Annotated in this window: 8 protein-coding genes; 1 reads left to right on the forward strand and 7 read right to left on the reverse strand. The window is 74.1% G+C overall.

Going from position 1 to position 18,867, the window contains the following annotated elements; genetic code table 11:
- Positions 1-30 precede the first annotated feature (30 nt).
- Positions 31-1,233, reverse strand: coding sequence for a glycosyltransferase (locus ACZ7OI_RS14725; RefSeq protein WP_470264699.1), 1,203 nt, complete (start codon positions 1,231-1,233; stop codon positions 31-33).
- A gap of 91 nt (positions 1,234-1,324) precedes the next feature.
- Here ACZ7OI_RS14725 and ACZ7OI_RS14730 point away from each other — a divergent pair, with 91 nt between their 5' ends.
- The gene (locus ACZ7OI_RS14730) at positions 1,325-2,527 is read left to right on the forward strand and encodes a cytochrome P450 (RefSeq protein WP_470264700.1); all 1,203 of its coding nucleotides are present in this window, start codon (positions 1,325-1,327) and stop codon (positions 2,525-2,527) included.
- 211 nt (positions 2,528-2,738) lie between these two features.
- On the opposite strand, the gene ACZ7OI_RS14735 is transcribed toward ACZ7OI_RS14730, so the two are convergent.
- Genes ACZ7OI_RS14735 through ACZ7OI_RS14760 form a run of 6 tightly spaced genes read right to left on the reverse strand, consistent with a single transcriptional unit; the run spans position 2,739 to position 18,774 of the window.
- Complete coding sequence (locus tag ACZ7OI_RS14735; RefSeq protein WP_470264701.1) at positions 2,739-4,058, reverse strand: serine hydroxymethyltransferase; 1,320 nt, start codon at positions 4,056-4,058, stop codon at positions 2,739-2,741.
- Positions 4,055-4,822, reverse strand: a complete 768-nt coding sequence (locus ACZ7OI_RS14740; protein WP_470264702.1) for a thioesterase II family protein — start codon at positions 4,820-4,822, stop codon at positions 4,055-4,057. The genes ACZ7OI_RS14735 and ACZ7OI_RS14740 overlap by 4 nt, the downstream gene beginning before the upstream one ends.
- Positions 4,819-5,934 (reverse strand): Gfo/Idh/MocA family oxidoreductase, encoded by a 1,116-nt coding sequence (locus ACZ7OI_RS14745; RefSeq protein WP_470264703.1) that lies wholly within the window; start codon positions 5,932-5,934, stop codon positions 4,819-4,821. Before ACZ7OI_RS14745 ends, ACZ7OI_RS14740 begins: the two co-directional genes overlap by 4 nt.
- Complete coding sequence (locus ACZ7OI_RS14750; protein ID WP_470264704.1) at positions 5,931-7,037, reverse strand: saccharopine dehydrogenase NADP-binding domain-containing protein; 1,107 nt, start codon at positions 7,035-7,037, stop codon at positions 5,931-5,933. Before ACZ7OI_RS14750 ends, ACZ7OI_RS14745 begins: the two co-directional genes overlap by 4 nt.
- A complete protein-coding gene (locus tag ACZ7OI_RS14755; RefSeq protein ID WP_470264705.1) occupies positions 7,034-12,214 on the reverse strand; it encodes an amino acid adenylation domain-containing protein in 5,181 nt (1,726 codons plus the stop codon). The genes ACZ7OI_RS14750 and ACZ7OI_RS14755 overlap by 4 nt, the downstream gene beginning before the upstream one ends.
- On the reverse strand, positions 12,211-18,774 hold the full coding sequence (locus ACZ7OI_RS14760) for an amino acid adenylation domain-containing protein (protein ID WP_470264706.1): 6,564 nt from the start codon (positions 18,772-18,774) through the stop codon (positions 12,211-12,213). The genes ACZ7OI_RS14755 and ACZ7OI_RS14760 overlap by 4 nt, the downstream gene beginning before the upstream one ends.
- Positions 18,775-18,867: the final 93 nt, after the last annotated feature.

The raw sequence follows: 18,867 nt of genomic DNA on the forward strand, positions 1-18,867 counted from the left end.
CTCTGTCCAGTGGAAATCCGCGGGATAGACCTAACTCGGCGATGCCACGGGCGCCCGCGCGTCGTCGCGGCGGACCGGTTCGCCGCTCGCGCCCAGCGTTTCGAGGAGGCCGACCGCCTCTTCCTCGGCGGGCATCGACCACAGCTCGGCGCGCAGCCGGTTCGCATTGGCCCGGTAGAGCGGTTCGCGCAGCGTCTCCTCGACCGCGGCCCGCACCAGGCCGGCGGTCAGTTTCCGGGCGTCCAGCCGGATTCCCGCGCCCGCGGCCGAGAGCCGGTGCGCGTGGTAGGGCTGGTCGACCGCGACCGGGAGCAGCACCATCGGCAGTCCGTGCGCGAGCGCGCCGACGGTGGTCAGATAGCCGGCGTGGTGGACGACGGCGTCCGCCTTCGGCAGCACCTGCGACTGCGGGAGGTACTCCAGCGCGTGCACTCCGTCGCCGTCCAGCCCGCTGGGGTCGACGCCCTTGCCGACCGTCAGCACGACCCGGAAATCCCCGCCGCGCAACGCGTTCGCGACGGTGGCGAACAATTCCGGCTCGGTGTTGAACGCGGTGCCCATGGTCACGTAGACCAGCGGCCGTCCGTCCGGTTCGGACAGCCAGTCCGGCAGCGTCGCGGCGGCGGCCTGCCACAGCGGCGGCCGGACCGGATGCGCGATCGCGTCCTCTTCCCGCGACCCGAACCACAGCAAGGGATCCTCGGAAAGCGGTTGCATGCTCGGCAAATACGCGTCGAGGTAGAGGTAGGGGCACAGCCGCTCCAGCTTCGGGTCGGCCGGAAGGCCCAGCCGTTCCCGCGCCGAATTCCACGGCCGGGCAAGCGCTTCGGCCTGCAAGGCCCGCGGCATCCGCGGCAGCTGGCCGAGCGACGCGAACGGAACCCCGGCGACGTCCGCGGCCAGCGGGCCCGCCCATTCCAGCGATTCGTGCACGAGCAGGTCCGCGCCGAGCGTGCGCAGGGCGTCGACGATCCCGGGCAGCAGGGCCGCGGTGCCCATGCTCATCAGCCGGAGCCGGCGGCTCTCGTTGTCGAACGACCCGGCGCGCGGCCGTCCGGAGAGCCACTCCGGCCCGGTCTCGACCACGTCGAAACCGCCGTCGCGCACCCACTTTCCCATGCCCCGCCCGGTGACCACCACCACCTCGTGCCCGGCGCGCACGGCTGCGCGCGCGAGCGGGGCGACGGCGTGGAAGTGCCCGACGGCGGGCTGGCAGGTCACCACGATTTTCACAATCGGCCGCCCTTTCCGGGATGATGGAACGGTTCCGCCGGACATCGTGTTACGACCGGTCCGTGCACCGCCACTTCCTGGGGACGCGAATATGAACGCCAGCGACTTCTTCGACCACGCGGTCACCGCGGGCTACGCGGACCAGCCGTACCCGCGGCTGGCCGGGATCCGCCGCTGCGCGGCGGTCCGCACGGAAACCGGGGTCTGGCTGGCCGGGCGGTACGCGGACGTCGCGGCGGGGCTGCGGGACCCGCGGCTCAGCTGCGATCTGGCCCGCGGCGCCGGATACGCCGAGTACTTCCGCTCGCGCGGCATCGACGAGCGGTTCCCGTTGCCGCTCAACGCTTTGGACCCGCCCGACCACCCGCGCATCCGCACCGCGGTCTCGGCCGAGTTCCTGCCCGCCGCGGTCGAGCGGATGCGCCCGGCGATCGCCGCCGCGGCGCGGACCGCGGTCGACCGGCTGGCCGCCCGCGCGCCCGGCGTCGTCGACCTGGTCGCGGATCTGGCCTATCCGCTGCCGATCTCGTTGATCGGCACGCTGTTCGGCATCCCCGAGCCGGACTGGCCGCTGCTGGAGCGCTGGTCGCGCGCGTTCGGCGCGGTCTCGGACCCGGACTGGCTGCTCACCGAGGAGGCCCGGACCGCGGGAGCCGAGGCGACCCGCGAATGCGGCGCGTACTTCGGCCGGCTGGTCCGGCGGCGCGGCGGCGGCGACCTGCTGAGCCGGTGGGTGGCCGCAATGCGCGCCGACCGCCGGATGAGCCTGCCGGAGCTGCTGGTGAACGGCGTGTTCCTGCTGATGGTCGGGCACCACAACACAGTCAGCCTGATCGCGAACGGAATGCTCGCCCTGCTGCGCGCTCCGCAACGGCTCGCGCAGCTGCGGGCCGATCCGTCGCTCGTCGACGTCGCGGTGGACGAACTGCTGCGCTACGACAGCCCGGTGCAGACCGCGACCAGGGTGACCGCCTGCGACTATCCGATCGGCGACACGGTGATCCCGGAGGGCAGCACGGTGATGTTGCTGCTGGGCGCCGCGAATCGCGACCCGGAACGCTACCCGGACCCGGACGAGCTCCGCTTCGACCGCGGCTCGGGCAAAGCACACCTCGGCTTCGGCCGCGGTGCGCACGCGTGCGTCGGCGGGCTGCTGGCCCGGGTGGAGACCGCGGCGGCGCTGCGCGAGCTGATCACGCGCTTCCCGGTGCTGGAACAGGCAGGGCCCGAGGAGCGGCGGGTGCCGTCGTTCAGCCTGCGGGGGCTGGAAAAACTTCCGCTGCGGATCGCGTGAGAGCGACCACGCTCGCGCCTCCCGCTGGCGGCCGGTCGCGGCGCGGCCCGCAGTTGCCGTTCCGCGAAGCAGTCGGCGACTGCTGCGAGGCGACCGAACGCGCGGTCGCCGGACACCGGGCGAGCCGACCGGGCTGCGCGGCGGTTCCCGCCGTCCCTGAACGAAGCCCGCTCCGATAGTCCATTGTGGACACTCCGGGCCGCTCCCCCGGCTAGCCGCTGAAACCCGCCAAGAACCCTTCCGCGGCCAGCCCTTCCGCCGTCGCCGTCAGCCGTCGCGCCGCCTGGCACTCGCGGGGCGATTCCCCGTCGCGGAGACGGGCGACCACCTCCGCCAGTTCCGCCGCGAACGCCGCCACCTGGTCGTCGGTCACCGCGCGGAAGGCCAGTTCGTTCGTCCCCAGCCGGATGCCGCTCGTCTCGGCCGCCTGCCGGGGGTCGTCCGGGACCAGGTTCTTGTTCACCAGCACCCCGCACGCGCGCAGCGCGTCCTCGACCTGCGCCCCGGTCGCCGCGGCGCCGCGCAGGTCGGCCAGGGTCAGGTGGGTGTCCGTGCCGCCGCCGACCAGTGGGACGCCGCTGGCCGTCAGCGCGTCGGCGATCACCCCGGCGTACCGCGTCGCCCGGCGCATCGCCTCGGCGAAAACCGGGCCCGCCGCGAACCGCAGCGCGACGGCTTTCGCCGCGATCGCGCCGAAGTCCGGGGTGCCCTGCAGGCCGGGGAAGACCGCCCGGTCGAGCATCGCGCGGGTCACCGGCGACCGGCGGCCGCACATCAGCAGCCCGCCGCGCGGACCGCACAGCTGTTTGTACGTCGAGGTCGACACCACGTCGCAATACGGCATCGGCGACGCGTGCGCTCCGGCCGCCACCAGTCCGCTGATGTGGCTGATGTCGGCCATCAGCAGCGCCCCGGCCTCGTCGGCGGCCCGGCGGAACACCGCGAAGTCGATCTTGCGCGGACAGGCCGAGCCGCCGCAGATGAGCAGGCGCGGCCGGACTTTGCGCACCAGCGAGAACAACTCGTCCTCGTCCGGTTCGCCGGCGCTGTTCAGGTGGTAATGCGCGGATTCGACCCACCGCGAAAGATTGGCCCGCCCGGAAACGTGCGACAGGTGGCCGCCGTGCGACAGCTCCAGCGACAGCACCGGTTCACCGGGCCGCAGCAGCCCGGTGAGCGCCGCCAGGTTCGCCGCCGAGCCGGACAGCGGCTGCACGTTCGCGCCCCGCGCGCCGAACAAGTCCTCCGCGCGGCGCACGGCCAGCCGTTCCACCTCGTCGACCTGCTCGGCGCCGGGGTGGTAACGCCGCCCGGGGTAGCCTTCCGCGGTCACCGATCCGAAGCCCAGCGCCTGTGCCGTCACGACTTCCGACAGGGTCGGCCCCGCGGCGGCCACCAGATTGAGCCGCGTGCGGCGGGCGGCGTGCTGGCGCCGCGCGAGATCCACCAGCATCGGATCCGAGGCGGTGAGCGCGGCGAATCCGTCCTGCCACGCCCCGGCGGGTCCCGCCTCCAGCGGTGCGGCGGTCACGGCATGCTCGGCCAGCGCGCGGCGGCCGGGGTCGTGGCGGACACCAGGTCCAGCACCGCGGCGACGACGCCGGGCCGCTGGTCCGCGAGATAGAAATGCCCGCCGGGGAACGTGCGGTACCGCAGCGGACGCGCGGCGACGGCCTGCCAGCCCGGCAGCGAATCCGGATCGACCTCGGGGTCCCGGTCGCCGTTGCAGGCCAGCACCGGGCAGTCCAGCGGCCGCGCGGCGCCAGGCAGATAGCGCTCGCTCAGCCGGTAGTCGGCCCGCAGCACGGGCAGCATCAGCTCCCGCATTTCCGCGCTGCGCAGCACTTCCTCGCTGGTCCCGCCGCTGCGGCAGACGTCGTCCCACAGCTCGTCGTCGCTCGTCTGATGCAGCATCCGGCCGGGGTCGTGCGGGGCCGCCCGTCCGGACACCGAGAGCGCGGCCGGAGCCTCCCCCGCCCGCCGCAGCCGCAGCGCCGTCTCGTAGGCCGCCGCCGCGCCGAGGCTGTGTCCGAAAAGGACGGTCGGGACCCGATGCCCGACAAGCAGTTCCGCCGCCACCGCGTCGGCGATCTGGCTCAGGTCCGTCGCGTGCGGCTCCCGGATCCGGTCCTCCCGGCCGGGATACTGCACCGCGCACAGCTCCACGCCGGGCGGCAGGCCTGCGCACCAGGACCGGAAGAACCGGGCCCCGCCGCCGGCATGCGGGAAGCACACCACCCGCGCGACGGGGTCGCGGACCTGCTCGTAGCGGCGGAGCCAGTGCTGCGCGCTCATCCGGTCCTCTCTTCCCGTTCCCTCTCGGTCGCCGCGTTCTCCAAGTCCTTGGCCGACAGCACCGCCGGCGGCGCCCGGCGCACCATCTCGGGCGGGCCCAGCGAACCGGTCAGCCGCTGCACGAGCGCGCTGAGCGCCAGGTGGTACTGCCCCGCCGCGACCCAGTCGCCGGAGCGGAACCCGGCCAGCGCGCGGACCACCGCGGCGGGCCACAATTCGCGCAGCACCGTGCCCCAGTCCGGGGCCTCCGCCGGACCGAGCGCGCACGCGGCCGGGAAGCCGAGATGCGGTGCGGCCAGTTCGTCGAATCCGGTCGCCTCGCCCGCGGACGCCGGCAAATGCGGCCGGGGGCACCACAGAACCGGACCGGCGCTGCCCACGAGCGTGAGCGTTCCGCCTTCGGCGCCCACGGTGATGCGGTGCCACAGGTGCGCGTGGTTGTCCGGCTCGCGCGGGTCGAGCTGATTCTGCACCCGCAAGGTCAGCGGAACTCCGGCGAAAGCGCCCTCGACGGTCGTGAACGGATGGTCCGCGGCGGTCAGTTCGCGCAACGCGGCCGAAGCACGCACGGGTTCGTCGAACCCCCACGGCCGGATCCCGCCCAGCGCCCGGCCCAGGATGTCGAAAACCGTGTACAGGACTTGGACACTGGTGGTCACGGTGACGAAGAGCGGTCGCTGGGTGCGCCGCAACGCCTGTGCCGCGGCGATGAACCGGCGGATCGGCGCTACCTCCACGTGATGGCTGTTCACCTGGTACCGGACTCCGCACCGGCGCGCGGTCCGCAGATGCCCGGCCAGTTCGTCGCCGTGCACCGGATGCTCCTGCAGCACATCGAGGCCGCGCTCCATCAGCTCCTGCGCGAGCCGCGCGCCGGGGCCGCCGGTGACCGCCGAACCCACCACCACGCACGCCTGCCGGACATCGCCCGGCACCTCCGAGACCTGGTGCCACAACGGCACTCCGTACCGCTTCGCACACGCCCGCGACCGCTCGCTCCCGCGCGCCAGCACCCCGGCCAGCTCGACCGGGGAGTCCGGCGCGGCGAGCCCGGCGAGGTACACGCGACCGAATCCGGTCCCGCACACCACCGCCTTCGGCCGGACGCTCACAACACGCCCTCCTCGGCCGCTTCGTCCAGCTCGGCCGCGTCGGTCAGCAGCTCGAACACGTTCAGCGCGTCCGTCTCGCGCAGGTCGGCCACCAGGGATTCCGCGTCCAGCGCCTCCGCCGCGAACGCCCGGCCGGGCGCGACCGCGCCGGACAGGACTTGCAGCGCGGCGAGCCCGCACACGGTGCCGGTGAGCACGGAGGTGTCCCGCGACCCCGCCACCAGCGTGCTCGGGGCCGAACCGTCGGCCGGATGCGCGGTGAACACCATCCGCTGGTAGGGCTCGCGGCCGAACATGTCCAGCTCCGCGGCTTCCGCGAGCTCGGCCGCGGCGGCGGCCAGGTCGCCTTCGCCGGACATCGCGCCCTGCAGCCGGGCGAGCGTCGACATCATCGCGGCTCCGCCGTCGAACACCGAATACCAGCGCACGTCCGGGATCGCGAGCTGCTGGGCCAGCCGCTCGGGTTCGTAGCCCAAGTAGGGGAACGCGCTGACCACGCCGGGGAAGAACGGGAGCCGCACGTCCACCTGCGGCGCCGCGGACCGCGTGACCCGGCGCCCGTCCTGCCACACGGCTTGCGATTCGGCGTCGCGCCCGCCGAGGCTCAGCAGATAGTCCACCGCGCCGGCCGGGGTGAGCCGGTCCAGCACGCCGGCGTAGGTCTCCAGCCGCGCGACCGGACCGGTCCGCGCCGCGAGCCATCGCGGCAGCAAGCCGCTCAGGCCCGGCATCATGCCCGCCGTCACCACCGCGCGGCGTTCCGTTCCGGCGAGGCGTTCGTAGAGCGGCAGATCGCCGCCCGCGTCGACGTAATCCGCACCGGCGGCGAACGCGGCGCGGGCCACCCGGTCGACCACCTGGTACGACGGCCCGCCGGCGTGGACGACGACCGCGCAGTCCCGGCAGAACGCCGCGAGCGCCGCGTCGTCCCAGAGGTCCACCTCGGCCGCTTCGCCCGCCGCTAGCGCGTCCGCCGCCGCCTCGGCGCGTTTCCCGTCCCGTCCGCCGACCCGCACGATCCCGTCGAACCGCGCGGCGAGCAGCCGGACCGCCGCGCTGCCGACCGCGCCGTATCCGCCGAGGACACCGATCCGCCGGGTCATTCCTTGACCGCCAGTTCGCCGAGGCAGACCCGCTGCCAGTAGTCCCTGACCCGCTTCGCCGCCGCCGGCCACGCGCCGGTGTCGAAGTCGAGCACCAGCGTCACGTCGCCGGTGTACAGCTCCGGTTCCGCGCTCGCCTGTTCCCTCGCCGCGCGCCGGTAGGCGTCGAACCGTTCGTCCAGCTCCGGCCCGAAGCCGGACGGGTTCCACGCCGCGCCTGCCGGAGCGCCCGTTTCCAGCGCCGCCGCGACCTCCGCGTCGTCCGGGTCCGCCGGCAGGTCGAGACCGAGCGTGCGGGCGAAGAAGTAGCCGGCCGGTTCGTCGTCGCGGTAGCCGATCGGGCAGCGCACCACCATGGTCAGCTCGGCAGGCGGCCGTCCGGCCTCGGCGAGCCGCCGGGCGAGTTCGAGCGCCACCAGTCCGCCGGAATCCGTGCCGTACAAGGCAATTTCCCCGGAGTCCGGCAGCAGCGGCGCGTACGCGTCGGCGAGCCGCTGCGCCATCGGCGCGGGCACCGGGCCGCTTCCCGGCCGGAGCCCGGACACCGGGCCGGACACCAGCCCCGGGTCCCAGCGCGGTTCCCCGGTGCCGTCGGCCACGACCACCCAGGTGCGCTCTCCGGACCCCGTTGCCAGCTCGACCAGTTCGGGACCGGTGTGCGCGGCGGGGGCCGTCGCGTCGCTCCCGCCGGAGAGCCGCCCGGCCAGTTCCGCGACGGTGGCGCCCTCCAGCACGTCGCGCAGCAACTCGTCGAAGAACAGCCCGGCCGCCTGCGGCAGCTGCTCCTTGACCTCGCCGACGATCTGCGCGGCGACCAGCGAGTCCCCGCCGAGTTCGAAGATGTCCTGGTCGCGGCCCACCTCGGACCGGCCGAGCACGCGGCACCACACCTGCGCCACGGCGGCCTCCAGCTCGCCCTCCGGACGGGACTGCGCGACCGGGCCCGCCGGGGCCGCCCGGTCCGGCAGCAGCTTCGCCAGCGCGGCGCGGTCCACCTTGCCGTTGCCGGTCAGCGGGAGTTCGTCCAGCACCTCCAGCCGGGCCGGGACCATGTAGTCCGGCAGCCGTTCGGCGAGATCGTCGAGCAGGTCGAGATCGTGCGCGGGCTCGCGGCCGGATTTGAACCGCGCGGCGAACGCGTGCATGCCGATCCGGTCGAGCGCCTCGTCGCCCGCGGACAGCTGCACCACCGCGTCGGCCCCGGCCCCGGCGAGCAGTTCCCGCCATTGCGGCAGGGAAATGAACGTCTGGTCGCGGCCCGCCCGCACGTCGGCGAAATCGCCGGACTTGGCGTCGAAGAGGAATTCCATCGAGGTGAGGATCTGGTAGTTGTCGCGGGTGGTCTCGATGAACACCAGCCAGCCGCCGGGCCGCAGCAGCTCGCGGAGACGGCCGAGCGCCTGCGCCGCGTCGCGCGCGTAGTGCAGCACGTTCGCGCACAGGATCACGTCGGTGCTGTTGGCCCGCAGCCCTTGCGCCCGGTAGTCCTCGTTCAGGTCGAACAGGCCGTAGCCGACCCACGGGTACTGCTCGCCGAACCGTTCGCGCGCCTGGTTGAGGAAGAACCGCGAAACGTCGGTGAACAGGTAGTCCACGTCGTACCGGGCCAGCGCGGGGATCAGGTCGATGCTCGCCCCGCCCACGCCCGCGCCGACCTCCAGCAGGCTCAGCGGGCCGTCGCGGTCCGCGGCCAGCCCGGTGACCGCGGCTTCGACCAGCCGGTTGAGCGAGTTGCTCAGGAAGTTGCCCTGGTAGGCCGATTCTTGGATGTCCACCCGGCCTTCGGGGAACAGCAGTTGCACCGGATCGGCGTCCTCGCGCAGCAGCTCCGGCAGATGGCTGCAGGCGGTGTGGAAGTACTCGACCAGCTCCGCCCGCTGCCCGCCGCCGGGCTGAAGCTCGTCCACCTCGCGCCACGCCTGTTCGACGTCCGCCGCGGTCACCGGCGGCACCCCGGTGAGCGCGCCGTCGTCCCGGACCAGCATTCCGTTCTGCTCCAGCGCGTTGATCCACCGCCGGACAAGCCGTTCGTGCTTGGCGGTGACGCCCGCCGTCCGGAACACCTCCTCGACGGTGTGCCGGGAATCGGCCGTGGCGAACAATCCCTGCTCCCGCAGGGCGCGCACCATGGCCAGCAACGCGGTGCGGTCCAGCTGCCTGGCGAACGACACCGCCCGCGAAGCGTCCATTTCGGACCGGACGGCGGCCAGTTCCGCCGCGGCGGCCGAGGCGAGCACGGCCGGGAGCCGGTCCGGCTCGGGCTCGTCGCGCGGCGCGGGCTCCACGAACGCGGCCAGCCCGCGATCGAGCGCGCCTTCGCCTTCGACGAGCACCGCCGCCGCGCCCACCGAGGGGTGCTCGGCCAGCGCGCTTTCGATTTCGGCCAGTTCGATGCGGTGCCCGCGGATCTTCACCTGCTGGTCCTCGCGGCCGAGGAACTCGATGTCCCCGCTCGGCAGCCAGCGGCCGAGGTCGCCGGTGCGGTAGCGCCGCCCGCCCGCCGGATCGGGGCCGAACCGCTGCCGGGTCTGCTCCTCGTCGCCGAGGTAGCCGACGGCCACGCCGGCCCCGCCGATGAAGAGCTCCCCGACTGTCCACTCCGGACACGGACGGCCGAGTTCGTCCAGCACGTGGAAGGTCTGGTTGGTCAGCGGCCGCCCGTACGGGACGGACGCCGCGTCCTCGGGCACCTCGCCGACCGGGTGCCAGATCGACCAGATCGCCGCTTCGGTCGCCCCGCCGAGGCTGATCACCTCGGCGCCGGGCAGCAGTTCGCGGATCCGGCCGGGAAGCCGCACCGGGATCCAGTCGCCGGACAGCAGCGTCAGCCGCAGCGGCGGGGCGGCGGCGGTGTCCACCCGCAGGTATTCCGCGAGCATCTGCATCTGCGCGGGCACCGAATTCCACAGCGTCACCCGGTGCGCGCGCATCAGCTCGGCCCAGTGCGAGGGATCGCCCCGGCGGCCGTGCTCGGGCAGCACCAGAGCCCCGCCGACCGAAAGCGGGCCGAACACGTCGTACACCGACAGGTCGAACGCGAGGCTCGCTACGCCGAGCACGCGGTCGTCGCCGGTGACGGAGAACCGGCGGTTGATGTCGGCCACGGTGTTGCCCGCGGCGCGGTGGGTCACCACCACGCCCTTCGGGTAGCCGGTCGAGCCCGAGGTGTAGATGACGTACGCGCGTTCGTCCGGGTCGCCGGTCACCGGCGGCGGCTCCGCGGTCGAACCGTCCGCTTCGAGCACCACCGGTCCGGCCAGCTCCGCCGCGCCCGGCCCGACGACCGCGAAGCGCGCTCCCGACCGTTCGACCAGCTGCTGCTGGCGAGCGGGCGGCTGCCGGACGTCGATGGGCAGATAGGCGGCCCCGGCCAGCAGCGCGCCGAGCACCGCGACGATCTGCCCGGCTCCGGTCTCCTCCGCCACCGCGACCAGATCCCCCGCGCCGCAACCCTTTTCGGACAGTCTCAGTGCGACGCCGGCCGCCCGGCCGACCAGTTCGCGATACGTCAGCGTCTCGGCCGGGGTGATCACCGCGGGCCGGTCCGGGGTGCGCCGCGCCTGCTCGACGACCTCGCCGTGCAGCAGTCCGTCCGGCAGCGGCCCGGCGGTGGCGTTGGCCTCGGCCCTTCGCCGGGCCTGCGCCGAGGGCAGCGCGACCGGCGAATCCGCCGTCCAGCACTGTTCGCCGTCCGCCAACCCGCGCAGCAGATCGGCGAAGGCCCCGAACATGTCCGCGGCGACTCCGTCGGGGAACACGCCTTCGCGCACGTCCCAGTTGACCGTCAGCGCGCCCGCGTGTTCGAGCACCTGGCAGTCGATCCAGACCTGCGGGGTCTGGCTGATGCCGTAGCCGGGGGCGGCGGGCCCGCTCGAAGCCGAGCCGAGGCCGAGCGCGCTGGTGAACACCACCGGCATCAGCGCGGCGTCCTGGCCGCGGCGGCGCGCCATCTCGCGCAGCACCTCGACGCCGCTGAACAGCCGGTGGTCGAGGTCGGCCCACAGCTGGTCCTGCAGCGCCGCGGCCCGTTCGGCGAACCGCGGTTTCGCGCCCGCGTCCACCTCCAGCGGCAGGACGCCGGTGAAGTCGCCGACCAGCCGGTCCACCTGCTCGTGCAGAGGAAGCCGGCTCAGCACGGTCAGATCGAGGGTGAACCGGCGGCGCCTGCTCCACCGGCCGATGACCTCCGCGTACGCGGCCAGCACCGCGGCGGACGCGGTGACCCCGTGCGTCCCCGCGATCCGCGACAGCTCCGCGAACCGCTCGGCGTCCAGCGTCGCCGTGTGCCGGGCGAACCGCACCGGCGCACCGTCGCGGACCTCCGGGCGGACCGGGAGTTCCGGCGCGGGCGGCAGGCTGTCCACCCTGGACAGCCAGTACTCGCGGTCGGCGCGGTAGCGGCGGGTGCCGCGCAGCCGCCGCTCGGCGAGCAGGTAGTCGCGGAAGCCGATCTCCAGCTCCGGCAGCACCAGGCCCGGATCGGCGAGGCAGCGCGAAAACTCGTCCAGCAGCACCTGGATGCTGACGAAATCGGCGATCAGGAAGTCGATCGACAGGTGCAGCGTCGCCCGGCCCGCGCCGCGGGTGACCCGCACGTCGAACAGCGGCCATTCGCCCGGCGAGTACACCCGGTGGTCCAGTTCCTCGCGGGTCCGCTCCCGGGCCCGGTCGAACTCCGCCTCGTCGCGCGCCTGCGCGACCGGCACGGCCAGCGGCGGGACCTCGGCGAGCACCCGCTGGGACCCGTCCGCGTCGACCACCGCGCGCAGCATCCCGTGCCGGGCCACCAGCGCCCGCCAGATCTCGCCGACGCGCTCGCCGTCCAGATCGGGGAAGTCCAGTTCGCCGTACGCGTGACAGCCCACCCGGCCGTAGGCGATCACGTCCCGGCGGCCGAGCAGATAGGCGGCCTGGATGCCGGTGAGCGGGAACGGCTTCCCGGCCGCCGCCGGATCCGGTTCCGCGCGCTCGTGGGCCGCCTCCCGCAGGTAGTCCAGCAATTGCGGTTTGGCCGCGCGCAGCGCCGCTTTGCGGTCTTCGGTCAGCACTCCGCGCGGCGCGCGGAACCGCAGCCCGCCGCTCTCGTCCTGCCACAGCTCGACGCCGAGCCCTTCCAGCTCCGCCACCAGCCGCGGCACGTCGACCGGGGCAGTTGCGGTGTCCAGCGCGTCCGTCACAGCACTCCCTCTTCCACGGTGGCGACCGGGCGTTCGGTCAGTTCGCCGATGATCCGGGCCTGCTCCGCGACGCTCGGCGAGCCGAGCAGCTGGCGCAGGGTGATCTCGACGGAGAATCGGGTCCGGGTCAGTTCGAGCAGCCGGGTGGCGAGCAGGCTGTCCCCGCCGAGCGCGAAGAAGCTCGCGTGCCTGCCGACCGACTCGACGCCGAGCAGGCTCGACCACAGCCGGGCGACGCTGGTTTCCACCGGACCGGACGGCGGCTCGGCGGGCGCGGGCTCCGCTTCCGCCAGCCCGGCGCGGACCGCGGCGCGGTCGACCTTCCCGTTCGCGGTCAGCGGCAGCCGCTCCAGCACCGAGAACCGCTGCGGGACCATGTAGTCCGGCAGCCGTCCGGCCAGGAACTCCGTCAGCTCTCCGGAGTCCGGCGGAGTCTCGCCGGGCCGGAGCGAGACCGCCGCGGCGAGCCGGACGCCCGCCGCGCGCACGTCCACCGCCACCGCGGCCCGCACCGCCGGGTGCGTGCCCAGCACGGCCTCGATCTCGCCGAGTTCGATCCGGTGCCCGCGCACCTTGACCTGGTGGTCGGTGCGGCCGAGGAATTCGAGCGTGCCGTCGGGCCAGTACCGGCCGGAGTCGCCGGTCCGGTACCAGCGCCCGCCGTCGCCGCGCACGAACCGCTCGGCGGTCTGCGCCGGGTCGCCGAGGTAGCCCTCGGCCACCCCGGCCCCGCCGATCCACAGCTCGCCGGGCACCCAGTCCGGCCGGTCCTCGCCGTCGGGCCCGACCACGCGGAACCGCTGATTGCGCAACGGGAATCCGTACGGCACGGACACCCAGTCCGGATCGGGCTCGGACACCTCGAAGGCGTTGGACCAGATGGCCGCTTCGGTGGCGCCGCCCAGCGCGACCAGGCGGCAGCGGCCGTTGGTGCTCGCGGCGAGGCGGCCGGGCAGGTCGAGGCCCACCCAGTCGCCGGAGACCAGCGCGGCCCGCAGCGATTGCGGCAAGGGGGTGCCGCCTGCTTCGGCGACGAGCATCTCCAGCAGGGCGGGCACCGAGTTCCACAGCGTGACGCGCCGCCGCCGGGCCAGGTCGAGCCAGGAGCCGGGATCGCGCCGCTCGTCCTCGGCCGGGAGCACGAGGGCTCCGCCCGCGGCGAGGAGGCCGAAGATGTCGTAGACGGAAAGGTCGAAGTCCAGCGCCGAAACGGCGAGCACCCGGTCCTCGGGGCCGACCGCGAACCGGTCGTTGATGTCCGCGACGGTGTTCAGCGCGGCCCGGTGCGCCACCACGACGCCCTTCGGCACGCCGGTGGAACCAGAGGTGAAGATGACGTACGCCGGGTCTTCCGGCCGCCGCCCGACCGGTTCGGCCAGCGGCGGCGCGGCGTCGATTTCGTCGGGGAGGACGACCGGGCAGCCCGGCTGCGCCTCGGCGCCGGCTTCGGCCAGCACCGCTTTCACTTCGGCGGTGCGGTAAATGCGGTCCCGGCGGATCTCCGGCTGCGAGACGCCTACCGGCACGTACACCCCGCCCGCGCAGAGCACGCCGAGCACCGCGGCGATCTGGGCCGGCCCCTTCGGGAGGGTAACCGCGACCGTGTCTCCGGCCCGGACGCCGCGCGCCGCCAGCGCCCCGGCGACCCGCAGCGCGCGGTCGCGCAGCGCGCCGTAGCTCAGGCTCCGGTCCACGCCCCAGCACACCGCCGTCCGCTGCGGCCGGGCGTCCGCCTGCGCGAGAAAGCCGTGGTGCACCAAGCCTTCCGGCAGCGGGCCCCGGGTGTCGTTGACCTCCGCCCGGCGCCGGCGCTGCGCCTCGGGCAGCTCCGGGCGCACCGGGACCGACCAGTCCGCGCCGTCGTCCGCGAGCCGGTCCAGCAGCTCCCGGTACGCCGCGAACATCGCGTCGACCAGCCCGGGCGGGAACGCGGTCTCCAGCACGTCCCAGTTGAGCAGCAGCCCGCCCCGGTACTCGCTGACCTGGTGGTCGAGCCAGACCTGCGGGGTCTGCGACTGGCCCCAGCAGTACTCGCCGAAGGGCATCCGCAGGTCGAACGGGCTGGCCGAGAGCTGCCCCATGCCCATGGTGCTGGTGAACACCACCGGCATCGCCGCCGACGGGCCGCCGGAGCGGCGCGCCAGCTCGCGCAGCACGTCGATGCCGGAGAACGCGGTGTGCTGCATGTCGGTCCACACGCGTTCCTGCAGCCGCCGCGCCGCGTCGCGGAAACTCTCCCCCGCTTCCGGTTCGTCGGCGACCAGCAGCAGCGAGGTGAAGTCGCCGACCACCCGGGAGATGTCCGGGTGCAGCGGGGGCCGGTCGAACAGGGTCAGGTTCAGCGTGGCCGACCGCTCCTCGCTCCAGTGCCGCAGCACCGTCGCGAACGCGGCGAGGACCGCCGTGGACGGCGTCACGCCGTGCCGGGCGGCCGTCCGCGACATCCGTTGCCACTGCTGCGCGGACAACCGGAACTCGCGGCGGGTGAAGGCTTCCGGCCCGGCCGGAACCGCCGAGGCGACCGCGGGCAGCCGCGGCGCGGCCGGGAGCGTCTCAATCCGCTCGAGCCACCAGGCCCGGTCCTCCTCGCGCTTCCGCGGGTCCGGGGCCCCGCCGAGCACGCAGTCGCGAAAGGACACTCCGATCGGCGGCAGCGGCGCGGCCGGGTCGGCGTACAGCTGCGCGAGCTCCGCGAACACGGTCATGATGCTGAGCGCGTCGAGCACCAGGAAGTCCAGGGCCACCCCGAGCCGGGCGCGCCCGTCGCCGTACTCGACGACGGCGAGGTCGAACATCGGCCACACCGCCGGGTCGAACACCCGGCGGCTCAACCGTTCCCGCATCGCGGCGAGTTCGGATTCGCCGTGCGAGACCGGGATCCGGGTGTCCGGGACCTCGGGCAGCACGCGCTGGTCCCCGTTGTCGTCGAACACCGCGCGCAGCATGTCGTGCCGCCGGACCACCGCGTTCCACGCGCGTTCCAGCGCGGCCGCGTCGATCCCGTTGCCGTCGAACTCCCAGTACCACAGCGAACCGACGCTGCCCAGCGCGAATTCGGCGCGCCGGCCCACCCAGTAGGCCCACTGCACGCCGGTCGCCGGGAACGGGTCGTACCGGTGCTCCGGATCCGCGGCCAGCACCGCCGCCGCGGGCGCTTCCTCCGGCGACAGCAGCCGCGCGAACTCCCGCAGTGTCGGCGCGGCGAACAGGTCCGCCAGCCCGGCTCCGCCCAGTTCCGCCTCGCGCAACGCGACCAGCAGCCGGGTGGCCAGCAGGCTGTTGCCGCCGAGTTCGAAGAAATCGTCGTCACGTTCGATCCGCTCGGCGTTCAGCAGCCGCGTCCAGATCCCGGCGACCGCCAGCTCGGTCGCGCCCGACGGCGGCCCGCCCCGGTCCCGCGGCGCCTCCTCGCCGAGCAGTTCCCGCACCGCGCGCCGGTCGATCTTGCCGTTCGCGTTCAGCGGCAGCGCCGGCACGGCGACGATCCGCCGCGGCACCAGGTACTCCGGCAGCACCCGGGCCAAGGCTCCGGCCAGCTCGTCCGTCTTCGCCCCGGCTCCGGCGGCGGGCACCACCGCCGCGCCCAGCACCGGCCGGTCGCCGCGGTCGTCCGCCACCGCGACCGCCCTGGCGACTTCGGGAAGCGCCGCCAGCGCGTGCTCGATCTCGCCGAGCTCGATCCGGTGGCCGAGGATCTTGACCTGGAAATCGGTGCGGCCCAGGAACTCCAGCTCGCCGCCGGGCCGCAGGCGCACCAGGTCGCCGGTGCGGTACCAGCGCCGCCCGGCGTGCGCGACGAACCGCTGCGCGGTCAGCTCGGGATCGCCGTGATAGCCCAGCCCGACCCCGGTTCCGCCGAGCCACAGCTCGCCCGGCACCCAGTCCGGGCAGTCCCGGCCCAGCCGGTCCACCACGCGGATCGCCTGATTGCGCAGCGGCCCGCCGTAAGGCACCGACGGCCAGCCCGGCAGCGGCGGCCCCGCCTCGTGCCAGGTGGAGTGGATGCCGACCTCGGTCGCGCCGCCGAGCGCGACGAGCCGCGCGCCGGGGGCCAGCGCGCGCAGCCGCGCCCACAGGTCCGGGCCGACCCAGTCGCCGCCGACCAGCGCGATCCGCAGCGGCAGCGGCTGTCCCGCCGCCTCCGCGACGACCAGCAGCATGTCCAGCAGCGCGGGCACCGAGGTCCACACCGTGACGCGGTGCCTGCCGACGAGTTCGAGCCAGGCGTGCGCGTCCCGGCGGATGCCGTCGTCGAGCACCACCAGGCTCGCTCCGGCGTCGAGGAAGGCGAAGATGTCGTACACCGCCCAGTCGTGGTCGAGCGCCGAGACGGCGAGCCCGCGGTCGTCCGGGCCGATCCCGGCCCGGTCGCCGATGTCCTCGACGGTGTTGCGGGCCGCCCGGTGCGACATGCGCACGCCTTTGGGCCGTCCGGTCGAACCGGAGGTGTAGATCAGGTACGCGCAGGACTCCGGGTCGGCCGGAACCCGGTCCGCGCGTTCGGGCGCCGCGGCGGTCACCGCGAGCACCGGCACCGGCGAGTCCGGCTCGGCCGCTTCGCCCAGCACGACCGCCGCACCCGAGTCGAGATACAGCTCGTGCCGCCGCGACGGCGGGAGGTCCACGCCGACCGGAACGAACACGGCGCCCGCGTGCACCGCTCCGAGCACCGCGGCGATCTGCTGAGGCCCCTTCGGCAGGGTGATCGCGACGACGTCGCCCCGGCGCACGCCGTGTTCCGCCAGCAATCCGGACACCGTGCGGGCCCGGGCCGCCAGCTCGCCGCGGTCCCAGCCTTCCCGATCGCCCCAGCACAACGCCGGCGCGGCCGGATTCTCTTCCGCCGCACGGAAAAACCCCGCGCCGAGCACGGTTTCGCGCTCGTCGCCCGCGGTGTCGCCGAGTTCCGCCCGCCGGGCGAGCTGGTCCGCGGGCAGCAGCGAGTCCACCGGCTCGGTCCACCGCCGGCTCGCCAGCAGTTCGTCGAGCAGGCCGGCATAGGCGTCGAACATCGCGTCCAGCACGCCTTCGGCGAACAAGCCCTCGACCGCGTCCCAGTTCAGCAGCAGACCTCCGGCCTGCTCGGTGACCTGGAAGTCGAGCCACACCTGCGGGGCCTGGGAAATGTTCCAGCCCGCGTCCCCGAAACACTCGCGGATCCGGTCGCCGAACAGCTCGCCGAGCCCGATCGCGCTGGTGAAGACGACCGGCGCGACCGCCTGGCGCGCCAGCCCCCTGGCCCGGGTCAGCTCGCGCAGCACGTCCAGCCCGGTGAACCCGGAGTGCGCCGCGTCCTCCCGGATCCGGTCCTGCAGCTGCCGAGCCAGCCCCGGCACCGTGCGCGCGCCGCCCGCGTGCACGCCGACCAGGAGCAGGTTGGTGAAGTCGCCGACCAGCCCGTCGACGTCCGGGTGCACCGGCTCGCGGTCGAACAGCGGGACGTTCAGCAGGAAATCCGGTTCCTCGCTCCACGCGGCCAGCACGTGGCAGAACGCCGCCGCGAACACCATCGGCAGAGTCACCCCGTGCTCGGCCGCGTGCCCGGCCAGCACCTCGCGCTGCCGGGCGCTCAGCGTGGCGAAGCGCCGGGCCACCCGGTGCCGGTCGAGCCGTTCCGGCGCGACCGCGAGCGGCAGCGCGGGCGCGCCCGGCAACCGCGGCAGCCGCTCCTGCCAATACTCCCGGTCGCGCTCGCGGGCCTGTTCGCGTTCTTCGCGGCGCCGCGCCAGGTAGCGCGGGAAGCTGAACTCCAGCGGCGGCAGGTCGGCCTCGCCCGCGTAGCAGGCGGCGAGGTCCCGCAGCATGATCCGGAAGCTCAGCGCGTCGGCCGCGATCATGTCGAGGTCGAGGTGCATGCGCGTGTGCCCGCCGGGCAGCAGCGAGAGGGCCAGGTCGAACACCTCGCCCTCGGAGACGGCGAACGTCCGATGCGAAAGCCGTTCCCGGATTTCCCCCAGCCGACGGCGGATCTCGTCCTCGGGCAGCTCGCGCAGGTCGTGCACGGCGAGCCCGCGCCACGCCGGTTCGGGAAGGATCTGCTGCGTGCCGTCGCCGAGCACGCGCATCCGGAGCATCCCGTGCCGCCGGGCGAGCGCGCGCACCGCGCGCTCCAGCCGGGCCGGTTCCACCCCGCTGCCGTCGAACTCCGCGTAGAAATGCGTGGTCACGCCGGCGAGTGCGAAGGTCTCGTCGCGGCCGACCCAGTACGCGTACTGCATCGGAGCGAGTTCGAACGGCTCGCTCTCGTCGATCTCCGGCTGCGGTTCCCCGGCCGGCTCACCTGCCGCGCTGCCTGCCGTGCCGCCGCCCGCCAGCAGATCGCACCATTCCCGCAGGGTCGGCCGTTCCATCAGCTCGGCGAACCGGACCTGCTTCCCCCGCGCCCGCCAGCGCGCGGCGAGCCGCATCACCGAAAGGGAATCCAGCCCGCACGCGATCAGGTCGCCGCCGGTCGCGGCGAGCCGGTCCGCGTCCGGCAGCATCGCGGCGACGTCCGCGCGGATGTTCTCTTCGGTGAGCACCGCCGCCGCGGGCTCCGCCGCGTCGCTGTGGCCGTCCATCACGCTCCCGGGATTCGCGGGGACGGAAAAAATGCCGTCACCAATTCGACTAATGCTGAACGCTCAAGCAGTTGCCGACTAAAGGCTGAACTC

It is taken from the genome of Amycolatopsis sp. NPDC114503, assembly GCF_055633655.1.

Excerpts from the sequence above, each read along its gene's own strand:
- ACZ7OI_RS14730 (WP_470264700.1), top strand. The coding sequence starts at position 1,325 with ATGAACGCCAGCGACTTCTTCGACCACGCGGTCACCGCGGGCTACGCG.
- ACZ7OI_RS14740 (WP_470264702.1), bottom strand. The coding sequence starts at position 4,822 with ATGAGCGCGCAGCACTGGCTCCGCCGCTACGAGCAGGTCCGCGACCCC.
- ACZ7OI_RS14750 (WP_470264704.1), bottom strand. The coding sequence starts at position 7,037 with ATGACCCGGCGGATCGGTGTCCTCGGCGGATACGGCGCGGTCGGCAGC.
- ACZ7OI_RS14760 (WP_470264706.1), bottom strand. The coding sequence starts at position 18,774 with ATGGACGGCCACAGCGACGCGGCGGAGCCCGCGGCGGCGGTGCTCACC.